General features: G+C 55.0%; 15 protein-coding genes. 7 read left to right on the top strand and 8 right to left on the bottom strand.

Translation table 11 applies throughout. The features are described 5' to 3' along the window. Positions 1–28: 28 nt before the first annotated feature. Genes rapZ through B9Z33_RS06595 form a run of 3 tightly spaced genes read right to left on the bottom strand, consistent with a single transcriptional unit; the run spans position 29 to position 3483 of the window. A complete protein-coding gene (rapZ, locus tag B9Z33_RS06585) occupies positions 29–895 on the bottom strand; it encodes an RNase adapter RapZ (protein ID WP_199220305.1) in 867 nt (288 codons plus the stop codon). Continuing rightward, positions 892–2586, bottom strand: coding sequence for a DNA repair protein RecN (gene recN, locus B9Z33_RS06590; RefSeq protein WP_108286260.1), 1695 nt, complete (start codon positions 2584–2586; stop codon positions 892–894). Before recN ends, rapZ begins: the two co-directional genes overlap by 4 nt. Before the next feature lie 3 nt (positions 2587–2589). Continuing rightward, the gene (locus B9Z33_RS06595; protein WP_108286261.1) at positions 2590–3483 is read right to left on the bottom strand and encodes an NAD kinase; all 894 of its coding nucleotides are present in this window, start codon (positions 3481–3483) and stop codon (positions 2590–2592) included. A gap of 28 nt (positions 3484–3511) precedes the next feature. On the opposite strand from B9Z33_RS06595, the gene hrcA reads away from it, so the two are divergent. Beyond that, a complete protein-coding gene (hrcA, locus tag B9Z33_RS06600) occupies positions 3512–4516 on the top strand; it encodes a heat-inducible transcriptional repressor HrcA (protein ID WP_108286262.1) in 1005 nt (334 codons plus the stop codon). 623 nt (positions 4517–5139) lie between these two features. Then, entirely contained in the window at positions 5140–6093 is a 954-nt protein-coding gene (locus B9Z33_RS06605; RefSeq protein ID WP_108286263.1) for an amidohydrolase family protein, read from the top strand. A gap of 363 nt (positions 6094–6456) precedes the next feature. Here B9Z33_RS06605 and B9Z33_RS06610 read toward each other — a convergent pair whose 3' ends face one another. The 5 genes from B9Z33_RS06610 to B9Z33_RS06630 form a co-directional block, all read right to left on the bottom strand. Beyond that, positions 6457–7674: a serine hydrolase gene (locus B9Z33_RS06610; protein WP_108286264.1), complete on the bottom strand. Its 1218-nt coding sequence runs from the start codon at positions 7672–7674 to the stop codon at positions 6457–6459. Between the two features lie 17 nt (positions 7675–7691). Beyond that, positions 7692–8897, bottom strand: coding sequence for a serine hydrolase (locus B9Z33_RS06615; protein ID WP_108286265.1), 1206 nt, complete (start codon positions 8895–8897; stop codon positions 7692–7694). A gap of 73 nt (positions 8898–8970) precedes the next feature. Next, complete coding sequence (locus B9Z33_RS06620; protein WP_158270189.1) at positions 8971–10470, bottom strand: potassium channel family protein; 1500 nt, start codon at positions 10468–10470, stop codon at positions 8971–8973. A gap of 140 nt (positions 10471–10610) precedes the next feature. Next, on the bottom strand, positions 10611–11165 hold the full coding sequence (locus B9Z33_RS06625) for a hypothetical protein (protein WP_146183835.1): 555 nt from the start codon (positions 11163–11165) through the stop codon (positions 10611–10613). A 212-nt stretch (positions 11166–11377) separates the two neighbouring features. Then, complete coding sequence (locus B9Z33_RS06630) at positions 11378–12379, bottom strand: P1 family peptidase (protein WP_233252756.1); 1002 nt, start codon at positions 12377–12379, stop codon at positions 11378–11380. A 55-nt stretch (positions 12380–12434) separates the two neighbouring features. Here B9Z33_RS06630 and B9Z33_RS06635 point away from each other — a divergent pair, with 55 nt between their 5' ends. The 5 genes from B9Z33_RS06635 to B9Z33_RS06655 are packed head-to-tail and all read left to right on the top strand — an operon-like array spanning position 12435 to position 17632. Next, positions 12435–13400 (top strand): ABC transporter permease, encoded by a 966-nt coding sequence (locus B9Z33_RS06635; RefSeq protein ID WP_108286269.1) that lies wholly within the window; start codon positions 12435–12437, stop codon positions 13398–13400. Further along, positions 13390–14235: an ABC transporter permease gene (locus tag B9Z33_RS06640; protein ID WP_108286270.1), complete on the top strand. Its 846-nt coding sequence runs from the start codon at positions 13390–13392 to the stop codon at positions 14233–14235. The genes B9Z33_RS06635 and B9Z33_RS06640 overlap by 11 nt, the downstream gene beginning before the upstream one ends. A 15-nt stretch (positions 14236–14250) precedes the next feature. Continuing rightward, positions 14251–15246, top strand: a complete 996-nt coding sequence (locus B9Z33_RS06645) for an ABC transporter ATP-binding protein (protein ID WP_369916560.1) — start codon at positions 14251–14253, stop codon at positions 15244–15246. After that, on the top strand, positions 15246–16118 hold the full coding sequence (locus tag B9Z33_RS06650) for an ATP-binding cassette domain-containing protein (RefSeq protein WP_108287023.1): 873 nt from the start codon (positions 15246–15248) through the stop codon (positions 16116–16118). Before B9Z33_RS06645 ends, B9Z33_RS06650 begins: the two co-directional genes overlap by 1 nt. Then, positions 16115–17632: an ABC transporter substrate-binding protein gene (locus tag B9Z33_RS06655; RefSeq protein ID WP_233252757.1), complete on the top strand. Its 1518-nt coding sequence runs from the start codon at positions 16115–16117 to the stop codon at positions 17630–17632. Before B9Z33_RS06650 ends, B9Z33_RS06655 begins: the two co-directional genes overlap by 4 nt. Positions 17633–17635 lie beyond the last annotated feature (3 nt).

Below are 17635 nucleotides of genomic sequence, written 5' to 3' on the forward strand. Positions count from 1 at the left end.
CCTGGGCTTGTGCAGCCTAAGGGGCCGTTCAAGCCAGCGCGTCAAGCTCGCGGTGCCGTTTGAGGGTGAGCCAGCGCGTGCCAAAGCTGTGTGCCAGCTGCTCCACCATAAAGACCGAGCGGTGTTGCCCCCCGGTACAGCCGATGGCCACGGTGACGTAGCTGCGGTGATCGCGTTCGATGGCGGGAATCCACTGCTTGAGAAAACCTTCGATCTGCAATTGCATTTGCACGAACTCTTCGGATTGCCGCAAATAGTCTTGCACCGGGGCATCGCGCCCAGTTAAAGGTTTCAGGGCGCTTTCATAGTGCGGATTGGGCAACATCCGGATGTCAAAAACGTAGTCGGCGTCGGTGGGAATGCCGCGCTTGAACCCGAATGATTCGAACACCAGGGTCAGCTGTGCCACCGGGGCGCTGACCAGGGTTTTGATGTAGGTTTGCAATTGCGCCGAGCGCAGCAAGCTGGTGTCGATGACGTGGGCGCGTTCGCGCAAATCGGCCAGCAATTCGCGTTCGAACTCGATGGTTTCAAAAAGCGCTTTGTCACTCTGGGGTTTGCTGCCGCCCGACAACGGGTGCTTGCGACGGGATTCGGAATAGCGGCGCTGCAAGGTGTCAGAGGTGGCGTCCAGAAACACCGATTTCACCGTCATGCCCATGTCGCGCAGCAAGGTCATTTGCTCGGGCATCAGGTGCAGCGAGTTGGCGCTGCGCACGTCGATGGCGATGGCCAAGCGCTGTTCTTTTTGTTGTTCTTCAAGCTTGACGAAGGAGATCAGCAACTCAGGCGGCAAGTTGTCGACGCAGTAGTAGCCAGCGTCTTCGAGCGCGTGCAGCGCGACCGATTTGCCGGAGCCGGACATGCCGGTGATCAGAATGATGTCCATGCTCAATTTTGTGTGGCTTTGCGGCCCGCAGGTTTCAAAGGGGCATCGCCCAGCATTTCTCGGGCGTGGGCCAAGGTGGTGGGCGACAGCTTTTCACCGCCCAGCATGCGCGCGATTTCGCTCACGCGCTCTTCGCCGTTGACGGCGCGCACCTGGCTGCTGACCTGGCCTTTGGCAGCGGCTTTGCTGACCAGCAAATGGTGGTCAGCACAAGCCGCCACTTGGGGCAGGTGCGTGACCGCCAGCACTTGGCGGTGCACACCCAATTGCTTCATCAGGCGGCCCACGGTTTCGGCTACTGCGCCGCCGACGCCCGAGTCGACTTCGTCAAAAATCAGGGTGCCTGCTTCGCCCAGTTCGCTGGTGGTGACCGCAATGGCCAATGCGATGCGAGAGAGCTCACCACCGGAGGCCACTTTGCCCACCGGGCGCGGTGTGCTGCCTTCGTGTCCGGCGACCAGAAAGCTGACTTCTTCGAGGCCATGCTGTGCAGGCACATCGAGCGTTTGCAGCTGAACTTCAAAACGACCGCCTTGCATCCCCAGTTGCTGCATGGCGTTGCTCACGGCTTGTGCCAGTGGTTTGGCGGCTTTTTGGCGTTGGCGAGAGATCGCTTTGGCTTCTTGCATGCACGCGGTTTGTGCGGCTTGTTCGGCTTTTCGCAGGCTGTCCAAGTCGGCGGCCGCATCGAGTTGGGCCAATTCCTGACGCCACGATTGCAGTGCCACAGGCAATTCATCGGGCGTTTTTTTGTAGCGGCGTGCCAGCGACAGCCACAGGCCCATGCGTTCGTCGAGCTGTGCCAGATGCCCTGGGTCCAGATCGGTTTTGCGCAAATAACTGTGCAGGCTGTGCGCCACGTCTTCGGCTTGGGCTTGGGCTGATGTCAGCACATCGGCCAGCGCATTGAACTCGGGCTCAAACTGCCCGAGCGACTGCAGGGCCTGGATGGCGCGGGACAGCTGGCGCAACGCGCCGCCCTCGCTGTCGTTGTCTCCGCCTTCGAGCAGCAGCGTGCCTTGGTTGGCCCCGTCGATCAGGGCCTGCGCGTTGGCCAGGCGGCTGTGCTGGGAGCTCAGGTCTTGCCACTCACCCACTTGGGGGTTGAGCTTTTCCAGTTCGCCAATTTGCCAGGCCAGGCGCTCGCGTTCGTTGACCAATGTACTTTGCGCTTGGCTCGCGTCGGCGAGGGTTTGCTGTGCTTGTCGCCAAACTTGCCAGGCGGCTTTGAGCGGGCGGATGTCGGTGCCGGCGTAGGCGTCCAGCAGGCCGCGCACGGCGTCAGGGCGGGTCAGGCTTTGCCAGGCGTGTTGGCCATGGATGTCCAGCAAGCGTTCGCCCAGTTCGCGCAGTTGTGTGGCCGTGGCGGGGCTGCCATTGATCCAGGCGCGACTTTTGCCAGCCGTGTCCACGGTGCGGCGCAGCAGCAATTGAGCCACTGCGTCAAAGCCTGCTTCTTCAAGCCAGGCCTGAATGGGCGGGGTGGGCTCGAATTCGGCGCAGACCTCGCAGCGGTTGGCACCTTCGCGCACCACGCTCGATTCGGCGCGGGCACCCAAGGCCAGCTGCAGGGCATCGATCAAAATGGATTTGCCTGCGCCTGTTTCTCCTGTGAGTACGCTGAAGCCTTGGCTCAGATCGAGCTCCAGCTCGTGCACGATCACAAAATCGCGCAGGGTGATGTGCGTCAGTGCCACGGCTTATGCGCCTCCATTCCAGTGCATTTTTTTGCGCAAGGTGTCGAAGTAGTTCCAGCCCGAGGGGTGCAAAAACCGCACTTTGTGCTCGGAGCGCTGCACCTTGATCTGGTCACCCAGGATCAGATCGGCCAGCGATTGCATGTCGAAATTGGCGCTGACATAGCGCCCCGCCACGATCTCGATGCTGATCTCGGATGACTCAGGCAGAACGATGGGGCGGTTGGACAAAGTATGCGGTGCGATAGGGGCCATGACCCAGCCCCCAATGGCCGGGTGCATCAGTGGGCCGCCGACCGACAGAGAGTAAGCCGTTGAGCCCGTAGGCGTCGCAATGATCAGGCCGTCGGCGCGTTGGTTCGACACAAAATGACCGTCGACCTCGACCCGCAGCTCCACCATGCCCGAGGTGCCCCCTCGGTTGACGACCACGTCGTTCATCGCCAAAGCGCTGAACACACAGCGCTGGTCGCGCATCACTTGGGCTTGCAGCAAGCTGCGGTCTTCTGTTTGGTAATTGCCCTGCAGCATGGGCTGCAGCACATCCTGATAACTTTGCAAAGGGATATCTGTGATGAAGCCCAGTCGGCCCTGGTTGATGCCCATCAGCGGCAAGCCGTAGCGCGCCATTTGGCGACCAATGCCGAGCATGGTGCCATCGCCGCCAATCACCAGACCCAAGTCGCACTGCGCGCCAATGTCGGTCATGGGCAAGATGGAGTACTGGTTCAAGCCCGTGTGCGCGGCGGTTTCCTGGTCCAACACCACATCGCAACCTTGGCGGGTCAAAAACTGGGCGACGTCGTCCAGAGCACGTCGAGAGTTCTCCAGCGCACCCCCTTGGGTGGTCGTGTGGTATTTGCCAAAAAGTGCAACGTGACGGAACTTGGATCTCATGCGCAAATTACATCATTAAAATGGCCAAATGCTAGATGATCGTGCCAAGTTATTGCTCAAAGCGCTGGTTGAACGCTATATCGCGGACGGCCAACCCGTGGGCTCGCGCACGCTCTCCAAAGCCTCGGGCCTGGACCTGTCGCCCGCCACCATCCGCAACGTGATGGCTGATCTGGAAGAGCTGGGCCTGATTGCCAGCCCGCACACCTCAGCCGGGCGCATCCCGACCAGCCGGGGCTATCGGCTCTTTGTGGACACCATGCTCACGGTGCAGCGGGATGGTTTTGAAACGCCTGCGCTCACGCCCGATCAGCCGCAAAAGGTGATTGCCAGCGCAGCCAACCTGTTGTCCAACCTGTCGCATTTTGTGGGCGTAGTCATGACGCCGCGCAGGGCCTCAGTGTTCCGGCACATCGAGTTTTTGCGTTTGTCCGAGCGGCGTTTGCTGGTCATCATCGTTTCGCCCGAAGGCGACGTGCAAAACCGCATCCTGTTCACCGAGACCGACTACTCCCAAAGCCAGTTGATCGAGACCTCGAATTTCCTCAACACCCACTATGCAGGCATGGCCATCGAGCAGGTGCGCAGCCGGGTGCAGCAAGAGCTGGTCAGTTTGCAAAGCGAAATCGCCACCCTCATGCAAGCGGCCGTGCAGGTCAGCACCGAGGCGTTGGCCGAAGACCAGAACGAAGTGGTGATCGCGGGCGAGCGCAATTTGCTGTCGGTCAGTGATTTTTCCAGTGATATGGGCCACCTGCGTCGGGCGTTTGACCTGTTTGAACAAAAAACGCAACTCATGCGCTTGCTGGACGTGTCCAGCCAAGCCGAAGGTGTGCGCATTTATATAGGCGGTGAAAGCCAGATCGTGCCCATGCAGGAGCTGTCGGTGGTCAGTTCACCCTACGAGGTCGACGGCCAAATTGTGGGCACTTTGGGCGTGATCGGCCCCACCCGCATGCCCTACGACCGGATGATCCAGATCGTCAACATCACTTCTCGCTTGGTCAGTAACGCGCTGAGCCAGTCGAAATAAGCGGCCTTCGCTGGCGACTACAATCACTCCTTCGGTTGGGGCGTTAGCTCAGTTGGTTAGAGCAGAGGACTCATGAAAATTGTGCACCGAGGTAGGAAACTCTTCGTGTGAATGGCGTCAAATTCGGTGAAAGCTAAGTGCAGCAATGCATAGGCCAATGCCGAGCCAAGCTCAGTGAGAAATCACTTTGAAGGTGTAGAGACTAGACGGCGCCCGTCTAAGTGCAGTGATGCATACGATGAAGGCATAGTCCAGGGAGTGATGAAAGTCACACAAACCAGAATCCTTTGGTCCACGGTTCAAGTCCGTGACGCCCTACCATTCCAATCCTTTGAGTTACTTCGTAGAACGCTACAGAGTGACTTTTTTCCGTGTGTGTGCCAAGTTGACGCTCGCAGCTCACACAGTCCTGTCACAACTGTAGGGCTGTGTTCAATGATGCTACGCCACGTTGTCCCACCGTAGGATTCAGACGCCGCCACCGCCAGCACAAGCCGTGAACACACGATTGACGCACTGATACAACTGGCCGAGAGGAACGAGACCGAGGTCTCAACTTAAATCAACCTGCCTCCACGAAACCCGGGGCGATTCACCAACAACGTTCTAACTAAGGGTTCCTAATGTTCAAGTCAGTCTTTTTGGGGTCGTGTTTTTCGTTAACTCTGTTGACTTTTAATTCTTTCGCACAAAGTAGCCCTGAGACTGTTGAATTCGCTAAAAAAATCCCAATTGCTGACGTTCACATGCACACGTATCAGCAGAACCCACGTTCTGCCGCATGGTGGAAAGAACAAATGGATGTCAATGGCGTGAAGTGGGGCGGTGCTGTTGGTGACTATCGAGAAGACGTGCAAGCAGAGTTGAAAGATAGATTCATTCCTGCGATTGGTCAGATCGCTTTCTTTAAAGTATTTTTCAAAGACAACACACGTGGTTTGATAGATCCAGAGAATCCAGTTTTTCAGGACTTGTATGGTCGAGCAGATAAATTGTTTGAATCTGGACTAGTCAAGGGTTTTGGTGAGTTTCATACTGACAACCATACAAGTGGACATCCAAGAATACGTCGTGTTATTCGCACGGACAACCCTGCAATGCGCAAGTTTTATGCAATTGCAGAGAGATACAGTGGATTTGTTCAAATCCATGCTGAATTTGATAAAGACTTCGGAAAAGACATCTTGTCTTTATCTGCTGATTTTCCTAATGTCACAACTGTGTTGTCTCATTGTCTTAGTGCCAATGATGCAAATTCACTTGCATTATTATTCAGTAAGCGCACAAATATCACTTGTGAAATGTCAGCAACAGGAGAAGCGATCAATAGAATTTTGGGGCTCAATAAGTCACCAATTGCCTTTAATTCGTCTGGACCATTTAAAGATTGGAAGAAGCTCATAGAGAGCTATCCTGATCAAGTTATGCTTGGCACTGATCCTTGCTGCGGTGCAGATAGGGGCTACTCTGAGTTGATCTCCGAATTGAGAGCAAATTTGCTTCCCTATTTTTCACCTGAGATCATGGAAAAATTAGCATACAAAAATGCAGTGCGAATTTTCAAACTGAAAGAGTGATGCTCGAATGAGGCCTAACCCTATCTTTTTGCATTTTTAGTGTCTGCTGGCAAATTTCCTTGATGAAATTATTAACTGAAAATTTTCAATTAGCTACACACTTCGTTGCGGATTTTATAAAAGTCATTATAATCTTTTTATTTTAATAAATATATTAAATTTAAAAAAAATCATAATAATTTGGCCGGCGGTTTAATTCTGTGACGCCCTACCGTTCAGGTAAACAATTTAGACTACTTTTAATCAGGTGGTCTTTTTCGTTTATAAGAGTTTACAGACTGTGGCACCTGAATTTTTAGCGTAATAATGAGCCCTGTTTGAGGTAAAACCATATCGGCGCCAATACAAAAAAATGCTACAAGACTACTTGGTAGGTGAATTTAAATTGTTAATCACAGCATTTAATAATCGATACGTTCGCAGTGATCGAATAGAGTTGGTTTCATTGTTATCTGCAGAGTTGATAATCAAGGCAGTTTTGGAGTCCCTGTCAATTCCAATATATTGACCATATGTACCTTGCATAAAGTACCGGCCCGGTTTTTCACGCAACCAAAACTGATAACCATAGCCTGTTGCCATTTGAGCTTGGTTAAATTTAAAGCCTTCTGGTTGCCTTTCCACGTTGGTTGCTTGGTCAATATACTCGGCTGAAATAATGCGCTTGCCATTGATAACACCTTCATTGGCCATCATCACGGCGACCTTTGCATAGTCAAATTGTGTTGCATTAAAGAATGCGTAACCTAATTCATTGCCGAGACTGTCAGTTGTCCACCAAGCATCGAACTCGGCACCGATGGGGTCCCACAATTTTTCTTGCATAAACTGACAAACACTTTTACCAGTAGCGCCCCTCAATACCTCAGCGAGCACCGTAGTTTCAATGCTGGCGTAGTTGAACTTTTTACCTTCATTTGAACTTGAACGCTGCACATCACTCAAGACTTTCAGCACACTCGAATTGGAGTTGAAACGCATTGCTTGGTCAAAATGGTAGATGTCATTTTTTCCCGTGTAAGTCTCATTAAATGACACACCCGACGACATTCTCAACAATGAGCGAATTGATGTTTTTGAATAGATTGAATCACCTATACGATTTGTGTAGCGGGATGCTGGATCATCTAAGTTCTTAATTAAACCTTCATCCAGTGCGATGCCAATCATGATGCTGATCATTGACTTTGCCACTGAGAAAGAGGTAAAAAGGTCGGTATCACGTCGTTCGTGGCTATGGTGTTGATCGATGATCTTGCCATCTCGGACCACCATCAAGGCCATAACGTTGTTTTTGTCTATGTGCTCCTTCAATGTGTAACTAAGCACTGCATCGTATTTGACAGCAGATAAATCCCGAGATACACGTTGTAGCGGTACGGGTGAGGAAGATTTGGATACTTTACACGAGGGGCCCACTTCCGCCATGTGTGTAAACAATCCAACCTTGTGCGGTGTCGTCACATCTGGAGATTTTGGTACCAAATAACGTTTATCGCGATCTTCGTGCTCAATAAATTGAGCGTGAGATAGATTTGCAACGAACGTAAATAGCAAGAAGATTAATTTTCTTACTGTCATAAATTAATTGCTAAATATTATTGTGGATTGGTTGCTGCAATCAGGCTATCGAAAAGCCGCCTTGTTCTTAGCGTTCTCATTCCATTGACACGTACAGGGTCTGCGGTGTGAACGACAAGTACAGATTTTGAGTCGCGATCAACGAATACATATTGGCCATATGATCCAACCATGGCGTAACGACCGGTAGTTTTTTGTAGCCAGAATTGGTAGCCATATCCTGATAACTTGTCTGCTTGGTCGTACTTAAATCCCTCGGGTTGTCTCTCCACATTGGTAGCTTGATCAATATACTCAGCAGATAGCAAACGCCTACCGTAAATTTCTCCCATGTTGGCAAGCATGACAGCAACTTTTGCATAGTCAACTTGAGTGGCATTGAATCCTGAATGGCCTAAAACATTTCCTTCACTGTCTGTTTCCCAATAGGCGTCTGATTCCGCACCGATAGGCCCCCAAAGTTTTTCCTGCGTATATTGACAAACACTTTTACCAGTTGCACCGCGGATAACTTCGGCCAGCACAGCAGTCTCAATGCTGGCGTAGTTGAATTTCTTTCCTTCGCTGAAGCTAGTGCGTTGCCATTTGTTAAGTGCTTTTGGCACGCTGGAATTTAAATTGTTACGCAGTGATTCGTCAAATTCAGATGCATCTCCTCTAGCCGTATTCGGTTCAGTAAATGGTATGCCGGAGGCCATCCGAAGTAGCGAACGAATTTTTATCTTACTGTAGCTGGATTGATTTATTCGATTTGTGTATTTTGAAACTGGGTCATCAAGACTTGTTATCAATCCTTCATCGAGTGCGATGCCTATTAAGATGCTGGTTATTGACTTGCCAGCTGAAAAGGATGCAAATAAGTCATCAGCTCGGCGTTCGTTCTGGTAATGCTGATCAATAACTTTACCGTCTCTCACAAACGTCAGTCCCATTACGTTGTTCTTTTTGAGATGTTCTTTCAATGTGTAATTGAAAATTAACTCGTATTTCGTGTTCGATAAGTCACGTGGGGCACGCGGCAAAGGCGCTGGTGCAGATGACTTAGCAACTTTGCAAGTTGGCGTTATTTCAGCCATGTGCGTGAACATTCCAACTTGGTTAGTCGTGCCTCGAACAAACGAACTCGGTATTGGGTAGCGTTTATCTCGATCTTCGTGCTCGATGAATTGGGCGTTTGCGAAATTTGCGATAAGGAAAATCAACAAACCGAGTGACTTTTTCATAGGCTTTCGTTCGCTTTAAGGTGTGAGTCAGTGTGCGTTCTTGTCTCGGTTCAAGCTGCAAACTTTGAGTGCATCATGGCTTGATAGGCTCATCTCCCTGGATCTGCTTCCACAGCGCCCATTCATCTGGCGTGAGTCGTTTTTTATCGCGAGCGACCGATGCAAACTTTGCGGCATCGGTCATGACACCCAGTTGCCGAATTTGAGAGATCAGGACTTTGTAGTGCTCAATGGCATGTTCTGAGGTGGCTGCGATTTTGTGCAGCGGCAGCACCGATACGTCTTCCTTGAGTTCCCTTTCCCGCCTTGCCTTGACGATCAGTCGGTTGACTTCTTCTTCGCTCAGGTGAAGGCGCTTGGCTTCGGCCATGATTTTTTCAGTCTCGGCCTCGTCCAGCACCCCGTCTGCCAGCATTTCATACAGTTCATTTTTCAGGGTTTCCCGTTCGATCCTGAGCTGGTCGGTAAAGGCAGAAGACAACAAGGCGGCAGGAATGGCAAAAATGCCGATGCCCAGCAACGCCAAAATGATGGTCATCACACGGCCCATGGGTGTGATGGGGGAAATATCGCCATAGCCGACGGATGCCAGCGTGATCACGGCCCAATAAATCGATTGGGGAATGTTTTCAAACTTGTCGGGTTGGGCTTCGTGTTCAAACAGATAGCCCAAGCTGGCCGTCATGATTACCAGCAACAGCATGATGAAGGCCGACGCAGCCAACACAGGCCATTCTCTGGAGATCACTCGCGTGAGTGTGGTGGTGGCACCTGTGTAACGGGTGAGTTTGAGCAGCCGCAACAACCGGAAAACCCGAAGGAATCGCAAATCCAGCAAGTGGTGCAGAAAGACTTCGAGAAAGAAAGGCAGGATGGCCAGGAAGTCGATGATGGAGCTGGTGGTTTTGGCTTGTTTGAAGCGTCCACTCAGTGCTTGTTGCATGCCCGGATTTTCGACGCAGCTGTACAGACGCAGGCAATATTCCAGTGTGAAAATGCCGACCGCTATCGCGTCAAGAATGATGAATTCCAGGTTCAAAAGGTATTGGATGCTGTGCACGGATTCCAAAATCACGGCAATGACAGAGACGATCACCCAGATGACAATGAAGTTGTCAAAGATATGGTGCAGCGTGCCTCCGAACGCGCTTGGAAACACCAAGGCATGGACCTTTTGCCTGAAGGTTCGGCCTCGATTGGCTTCCATGAATTCATGGCATGCAGGAACCAGGACCCGAAAGAGCTTGAGAATCCGCAGCAGACGAAGCAGCCGCAGCGCACGCAAGTCGAGCGGGATGAAGGCCTGCAAGTAAAACGGCACCACGGCGATCAGGTCGATCAGCGCAAACGGACTGAGCACATAACGCAGCCTTGGCCGGTGAGCGGTCTGAAACTCTGCGTCCTCGGGGGCCAGGTACAGCCGAAGCAAATATTCAAGGGTGAAGACGGCGACCGAAAACACATCGAAGGCGTGAAACCAAGTGGCATAAGGTGTGTAAATCGCGGGGATGTGTTCCGTCACCAAGGCGGCTAAATTGGCCAGAATCAGGAGGCTGATCCAGCGGTCAATCATTTTGTGGTGGTTGCCCTTTTGGTGTGGGCACAGCAGCCACAGAAAAAGCCATCTGCGCATTGGCAAATCACGCGAAATCATGCCCGCTGAGTCATTGGCTGTGAAACTGAACTTTGCTTGGGTGTCCATCTTCAATGTCCTCAGAATTCCAGCTCACCGATGCGAATCGGGTTGGAGCCACTGTCACAGACCGAGATCCTGATTTGTATTTTTTCGCCGATGCTGTCGCTGTCCAGCAATGCCGTCATGAGGGTGGGGATGGCCGAGCCAGGCGGGGTTGGGGTGATTTTTTCAAACACCAACGAGCCCGCTAGTTGACGGTCTTGTGAGTCACATTTGACCGCGCGCTGCACCTGGTGGCTTGAAAACGGGTTGCGCTGTGGGCCCAATGGACCATCTGCAGCCGTGAGGCTTTGGTAGCAGTTTTGCCAACGCTGTGACGTGGGGGGCAGTTGCGCAGCGCAGGCCTCAGGTTGAAAACCCGCTTCATGGCGGTGAGTGGCTGCTTCGCTCAACCATTGCAGCCAGGCTTCCCCGTTGCGTTTGGTTGTTTCTTCCAGCTGACCTTTTTGGTAAGACAGATAACCCACCCACGTCACGATGCACACCATGCAAATCATGAACAGGATGAAAAAGTTATCTGAACGCTTCAGTGGCGGTTCGACCGGGTGGGCGCTGCCTGATTCTGTTTCCATGGTCATTTTTTTTAGCGCTGAAACGCAAAATGAGGCCAAGGAGCAGGCCTGCAACTGTTAATTTTAACAATTTACATAAATTTTTGTCTACTTTATCTTTATTAGTTGTTGTTTTTGGTGTTTTGTCGAGGTGTAGGTGAGCCGATTGCTCGCTATCACGCAAGTGTTCATGGCCCGGCGGGTGACCATTGGGAACATCTTCAGCGCTTGTCTCAGAGGCTGTTCATGGCCGGGATGTGTCCTGAGTGGGTGTCGATTGCGCGTGCGTGCTGGACGGCATCGACCGTCGCCAGTGCCGTGGCTTGAGCGGCCATCATGGTCAGCAACATCAGGTCAGCCGGACGGGTTTCGCTGCCCGTGGCCAACGCAAACAAGGTGTCGCCATCCAGTGTGGTGTGCGCGGGCCGGATGCTGCGCGCCAAGCCATCGTGCGCGCTCATGGCCAAGCGTTTGGCTTGGGCTTTGGTCAACGTGGCGTTGGTGGCGACCACACCGATGGTGGTGTTGGTGCCGGGCAGTGGGCGGTTGCCGCGTTCGCCGTTCAGAAATGCGCGTTGGGTGTCGAGCAGTTGTTGGCCGTCGGGCGTGCGCGCACCTGCCAATACTTGTCCTGTAGCGGGATCGATGACATCGCCCACGGCATTGCAAGCGACCAAAGCACCCACCACCCAAGGGCCCACACGCACACTGGCATTGCCGATGCCGCCTTTCATGCAACGGTCAAGCCCAAACAGTTTGCCCACACAGGCGCCTGCGCCTGCGCCTACGTTGCCTGCATCCGGCATCTGGCGGGTGGCCGCTTCGCATGCGGCATAACCGGCATCAGGCCCGGGGCGGGCCTTGGGGTTTTCGCCTGGCCGGACCACGGGCAAGTCAAACAACACGGCGGCTGGCACGATGGGCACCCGGCCGTAGCCTGTCTCGAATCCGATGTTGTGTTCCTCCAGCCAGCGCAACACGCCACTGGCTGCATCCAGACCAAAAGCGCTGCCGCCACTCAACAGCACGGCATGCACTTTGTCCACCAGGTTGGCTGGGTCCAGCAAATCGGTCTCGCGTGTGCCAGGTGCGGCACCCCGCACATCCACGGCGCCCACCGCGCCTTCAGGTGCCAGCACGACAGAGCAACCGGTCAACCGTTCGCTGAGCGTGAAGTGACCGACTTGCAAACCGGGAACATCGACGATCGAGCCCTGGGCTGTGTTTACAATCATTTCGGATGTCATTTAAAACCTTCTTCATTGTTGCTCGTTGGCCTGAGGATAGCGTGTGCCCCTGTTCGTCCTGAGAAGGCTGCTGAGCTTTATTTTGACCTTGCTGGCCACCTCGGTGGTGGTGTTTGCCGTGCTCGAGCTTTTGCCGGGCAACGCCGCCCAAGTGATTTTGGGGGAGACGGCCACGGCAGAGTCGATTGCCGCGATGGAAGACAAGCTGGGTCTGAACCAGCCTGCCAGCAACCGTTATCTGAATTGGGTGGGAGGCCTGTTGCAAGGCCGGACTGGCCTGAGCATTTCTTACGACACCCCCACAGCACAGTTGATGGCCGAGCGAATGCAGGTCACTTTTCCGCTGGCCGTGATGGCCATGGGCTTGACGGTCGCGCTGGCGCTGGCGTTGGGCATTTATGCAGCATCACAGCAAAACAAAGCGGGTGATGTGGGCGTCATGACACTCAGTCAGCTGGGCCTGGCCTTGCCCAATTTCTGGCTGGCCATCTTGCTGATCTTGCTGTTTGCGGTGCACTTGGAGTGGGTGAGTGCGGGCGGTTTCCCCGGCTGGACCGAAGAAGCTGGCGGCGGCCTAGGAGAGGGCATCAAGGCCTTGCTCTTGCCAGCCATGGCGCTGGCGGCCGTGCAAACGGCCATCTTGACGCGGGTGACCCGCTCAGCGGTGCTCGACACTTTGCGTGAAGATTTTGTGCGTACTGCAAGGGCTAAAGGCTTGTCGCGGCGGCAGGTGCTGTGGCGGCATGTGCTGCGCAACGCCATGATCCCGGTGCTGACGGTGATGGGCCTGCAGTTTGGCAACCTGATCACCAGCGCCATCGTGATTGAGAACGTGTTTGTGTTGCCGGGCATCGGGCGGCTGATCTTTCAGGCCATAGCCAACCGCGATTTGATTGTGGTGCGCGATGTGGTGATGTTGCTGGCGGCCTTGGTGATCCTGATCAACTTCTTGATTGACGTGTTGTATGCCTGGATTGATCCACGCTTGAAGGTCGGCCATGCAGGATAAAAACCACGCTTTGCGCCGAGCGCTGCGGCACCCGAGCTTTGTGGCTGGCGGGGCCATGGTGTTGTTGCTGGTGCTCTGCGCTGTTCTTTCGCTGTTCTGGTCGCCTTATCCCGTCGCTGACATTGACATTCCCAACAAGCTGGCCTCCCCAAGTGCGGCCCATTGGTTGGGCACCGACAGCTTGGGGCGCGACATCGGTTCTTTGCTGTTGGTGGGCAGCCAAAATTCCTTGCTGGTGGGCTTCATCGCGGTCGGCATTGGCCTGGGGGTGGGTGTGCCTTTGGGCTTGCTGGCATCGGCCCGGCGGGGCTGGGTCGAAGAAGTCATCATGCGGGCCTCGGACTTCACCTTTGCTTTTCCGGCTTTGCTGTCGGCCATCATGCTGACCGCCATTTATGGGCCGGGTCTGGTGGTCAGCATTGCGGCCATTGGCATTTTCAACATTCCGGTGTTCGCGCGCATCACGCGGGGCGCCGCCAACGCAGTTTGGACGCGTGACTTCACGGCCGCAGCGCGGGCGGCAGGCAAAGGCCCGGTGAACATCACTGTGGCGCATGTGTTGCCCAACATCGTGAGTGTGTTGATCGTGCAGGCAACGATCCAGTTTGCCATTGCGATCCTGGCCGAGGCGGCCTTGTCTTATCTCGGGTTGGGCACGCAACCGCCGCAGCCCAGCTGGGGCCGTATGCTCAACGAGGCGCAATCCCAGATGTTTCAGGCGCCCTTGCTGGCGGTGTATCCGGGCGCTGCGATTGCATTGGCGGTGCTGGGCTTGAACCTGTTGGGTGACGGCTTGCGCGATGTGCTTGACCCGCGTCTGGCACGGCAACGGTGAACCCACATGACTGAAATGCCGACCCCGCCCCCCTTGTTGCAAGTGGCCGATTTGCGGGTCACGTTGCCCACTGCGCGTGGGTGGGCGCAGGCTTTGCGTGGCGTGTCTTTGCGCATGGAGCGCGGCCAGACGGTCGGGTTGATCGGTGAAAGCGGTTGCGGTAAATCGCTCACGGCTTTGGCGCTGATGGGCTTGCTGCCCGAACGTGCACAGGTCAGTGGATCGATTCTGTTGCAAGGCCAGGAATTGGTGGGCATGCCCGAACCCCAGCTGTGCCAGTTGCGTGGTGCGCGCATGGCCATGATTTTTCAGGAGCCAATGACGGCGCTCAACCCGCTGCATCCGATCTGGAAGCAAATTGCAGAACCTCTGCGATTGCACCAGCACATGGGGGTGAAGCAGGCCAAGGCGCGTGCACTCGAGCTGCTGGAGCGGGTGCAGTTGCCCCGTGCGCGTGAGCGGCTGGACGCTTACCCGCACCAGCTGTCGGGCGGACAGCGCCAACGCGTCATGATCTCGATCGCACTGGCCTGCAGCCCCGACTTGCTGATCGCCGATGAGCCCACCACTGCGCTCGATGTGACGGTGCAAAAAGAGGTGCTGGCGCTGATCAAGCAATTGGTCAACGAAGATGGCATGGGCCTGCTGCTGATCAGCCACGACTTGGGCCTGATGCAAGACCAGGTGGACCGCGTGATGGTGATGTATGGCGGCTCGGTGGTGGAAAGCGCGGCCACGCCCGAGTTGTTTGCCCATCGGGCGCATCCGTACACCCGAGGTCTGTTTGCGGCCCGACCGCGTTTGGGCTTGGCCCGGGGGACCCGTTTGACCACGATTCCCGGCAGCGTGCCCGAGTTGATGGATTTCCCTGCGGGTTGTGCGTTTGCCGACCGCTGCGCTTGGGCGGTAGACGAATGCCGCCACACGCCACCTCAACCCGAAACCATGGCGTTGCAAAGCCCCTCGGATGAACCCCATGCGGTGAGTTGCCCGCGCTGGAGGCTGCCTTGATGAAGCCTCAACCATCGATCACACCACCCCTGTTGGATGTACGGCAATTGGGGCGGCGTTTTGTCATGCCGCGTTCTGCCATGTGGGGACCCGCGAACAGTTTGCAGGCCTTGTCCGATGTGAGCTTCAGCCTGCAGGCAGGCAAGAGCCTGGGCATTGTGGGTGAGTCGGGTTCAGGCAAATCCACCCTGGCCCGTTTGGTGATGGCGCTGGACCAACCCACCGAGGGTCAGGTGTTGTTCAATGGCGTGGATGTGCACCAGGCCAGCACATCGCAGCTGCGGCGTCTGCGCAGTGGGTTTCAGATGGTGTTTCAGGACCCGTATGGCTCGCTGGACCCTCGGCAAAAAGTTTTCAGCATCGTGACCGAGCCCATCCAGACCCTGGCCAGGCCCGCTGACGGCCGCACGCCGTTACGCGACCGCGCAGGAGATAGGTCGGAACTGCGCGACCGCGCAGCACAGGCCCTGAGCGAAGTGGGCCTTAGAACCGCAGATCTGGACAAATACCCGCATGAGTTTTCAGGGGGGCAACGCCAGCGCATTGCGATCGCACGGGCCTTGATCACGCGTCCGGCCTTGATCGTGGCCGACGAGCCTGTGAGTGCGCTGGATGTGTCTGTGCAGGCGCAGGTGCTCAATTTGATGATGGACCTGCAAGACCGCTATGGCCTGAGCTATTTGCTGGTCAGTCACGATCTTGCGGTGGTCAACCTCATGTGCGACGATGTGCTGGTTTTGCAATCGGGCCAAGTGGTTGAACAAGGCCCTGCAGCACAAATTTTTCAGCATGCCGAGCATCCATACACCCGGATGCTTATTTCAGCCGTACCCGGGAAACGGGACGCACTTTTGGAGCAGGAGAAGACATGAAAGTTCAATTCCCCATGACCCGCCGCACTGCGGGCTTGTGTTCGGTGGCTTTGCTGGCCGTCAGCCTGGCCTGGAGCCCTTTGCAGGCGCAGGCTCAATCGCGCAAAGACAGCGTGGTTCTGGGCATGATTTTGGAGCCCACCAGCCTTGACCCCACCATGGCCCCTGCTGCGGCCATTGGCGAGGTGGTGCACTACAACATCCTCGAAGGCCTGACGAAAATCAATGTGGACGGCTCCATCAGCCCCTTGCTGGCCGAGAGCTGGAAAATGGACGCCGATGGCAAGGCCTACACCTTCAAACTGCGCAAAGGTGTGAAGTTTCAGGATGGCACCGACTTTGACGCCGCTGCTGTCAAGTTCAGCTTTGAGCGCGCCAAAGACGCCAAGAGCACCAACAAGGCCAAAGGCGCGGTGTTCAACAACATCAGCCACATCTCCACACCCGATGCGCACACCGTGGTGCTGGTGCTGAACAATCCGGATGGCAACTTCCTGTTCCGCATGGGTGAGAACACGGCCGTCATCCTGCACCCCGACAGCGCGGCCAACGCGGCCACCAAGCCGATCGGTACCGGTCCCTACAAACTCGACAGTTGGGCCAAAGGCACAGCCGTGACCTTGTCCAAGTGGGATGGTTTTCGCGATGCCAGCGCCATCAAGGTGAAGAAAGTCACCTTCCGTTTCATCAACGATTCGGCAGCCCAAGTGGCCGCTTTGTTGGCGGGCGATATCGATGGCATGCCCCGTTTCCAGTCACCGCAAAGCCTCAAGCAATTCCAGGCCGACAAGCGCTTTGTGGTCGAGATGGGCAGCACCGCTGGCAAAGGCATCATGACCATCAACAACCGGAAAAAACCGTTTGACGATGTGCGCGTGCGCCGTGCCTTGTCGCATGCAGTCGATAAAAAAGCGTTCATTGATGGCGTGTTTGAAGGTCTGGCCAAACCGATTGGCAGCCACATGGCACCCACCGATGCCGGTTATGTGGAGTTGAGTGGCACCTATGCCTATGACCCCGAAAAAGCCAAAGCCCTGCTCAAGGAAGCCGGTGTCCAGACGCCCCTGAACGTGACCTTGACCTTGCCCCCGCCGCCTTATGCACGCAAGGGCGGTGAGATTCTCGCGGCCCAACTGGCCAAGGTGGGCATCATCGCCAAAATTGAAAACGTGGAATGGGCCCAATGGTTGGGCGGCACCTTCAAGGGTAACTTTGACCTCACGGTCATCAACCACGTCGAGCCGCTCGATTACATGGCGTATGCCAATCCGCAGTATTACTGGGGCTACGACAGCAAGGCCTTTCGTGATCTGGCCGCCAAGCATTCGGCAGCCACCACGGCCAAAGAACGCACGCAGCTGTTTGGCGACATGCAGCGCATGATCGCCAAGGACGCTGTGAACGTGTTCTTGTTCAACGCCTCCAACACGGCGGTTTACCGCAAAGGCCTCAAAGGCCTGTGGTCCAGCTCACCCATTTTTGCCAACGACATGTCAGCCGTTTCCTGGCAATAAATT

This window comes from Limnohabitans sp. T6-20 (genome assembly GCF_003063505.1).
Taxonomy (GTDB): Bacteria; Pseudomonadota; Gammaproteobacteria; order Burkholderiales; family Burkholderiaceae_C; genus Limnohabitans_A.

Bases quoted from the DNA above. Each gene is read 5' to 3' on its own strand.
- B9Z33_RS06595 (WP_108286261.1), bottom strand. From the start codon at position 3,483: ATGAGATCCAAGTTCCGTCACGTTGCACTTTTTGGCAAATACCACACG.
- hrcA (WP_108286262.1), top strand. From the start codon at position 3,512: ATGCTAGATGATCGTGCCAAGTTATTGCTCAAAGCGCTGGTTGAACGC.
- B9Z33_RS06605 (WP_108286263.1), top strand. From the start codon at position 5,140: ATGTTCAAGTCAGTCTTTTTGGGGTCGTGTTTTTCGTTAACTCTGTTG.
- B9Z33_RS06610 (WP_108286264.1), bottom strand. From the start codon at position 7,674: ATGACAGTAAGAAAATTAATCTTCTTGCTATTTACGTTCGTTGCAAAT.
- B9Z33_RS06615 (WP_108286265.1), bottom strand. From the start codon at position 8,897: ATGAAAAAGTCACTCGGTTTGTTGATTTTCCTTATCGCAAATTTCGCA.
- B9Z33_RS06620 (WP_158270189.1), bottom strand. From the start codon at position 10,470: ATGATTGACCGCTGGATCAGCCTCCTGATTCTGGCCAATTTAGCCGCC.
- B9Z33_RS06625 (WP_146183835.1), bottom strand. From the start codon at position 11,165: ATGGAAACAGAATCAGGCAGCGCCCACCCGGTCGAACCGCCACTGAAG.
- B9Z33_RS06630 (WP_233252756.1), bottom strand. From the start codon at position 12,379: ATGATTGTAAACACAGCCCAGGGCTCGATCGTCGATGTTCCCGGTTTG.
- B9Z33_RS06640 (WP_108286270.1), top strand. From the start codon at position 13,390: ATGCAGGATAAAAACCACGCTTTGCGCCGAGCGCTGCGGCACCCGAGC.
- B9Z33_RS06645 (WP_369916560.1), top strand. From the start codon at position 14,251: ATGCCGACCCCGCCCCCCTTGTTGCAAGTGGCCGATTTGCGGGTCACG.
- B9Z33_RS06650 (WP_108287023.1), top strand. From the start codon at position 15,246: ATGAAGCCTCAACCATCGATCACACCACCCCTGTTGGATGTACGGCAA.
- B9Z33_RS06655 (WP_233252757.1), top strand. From the start codon at position 16,115: ATGAAAGTTCAATTCCCCATGACCCGCCGCACTGCGGGCTTGTGTTCG.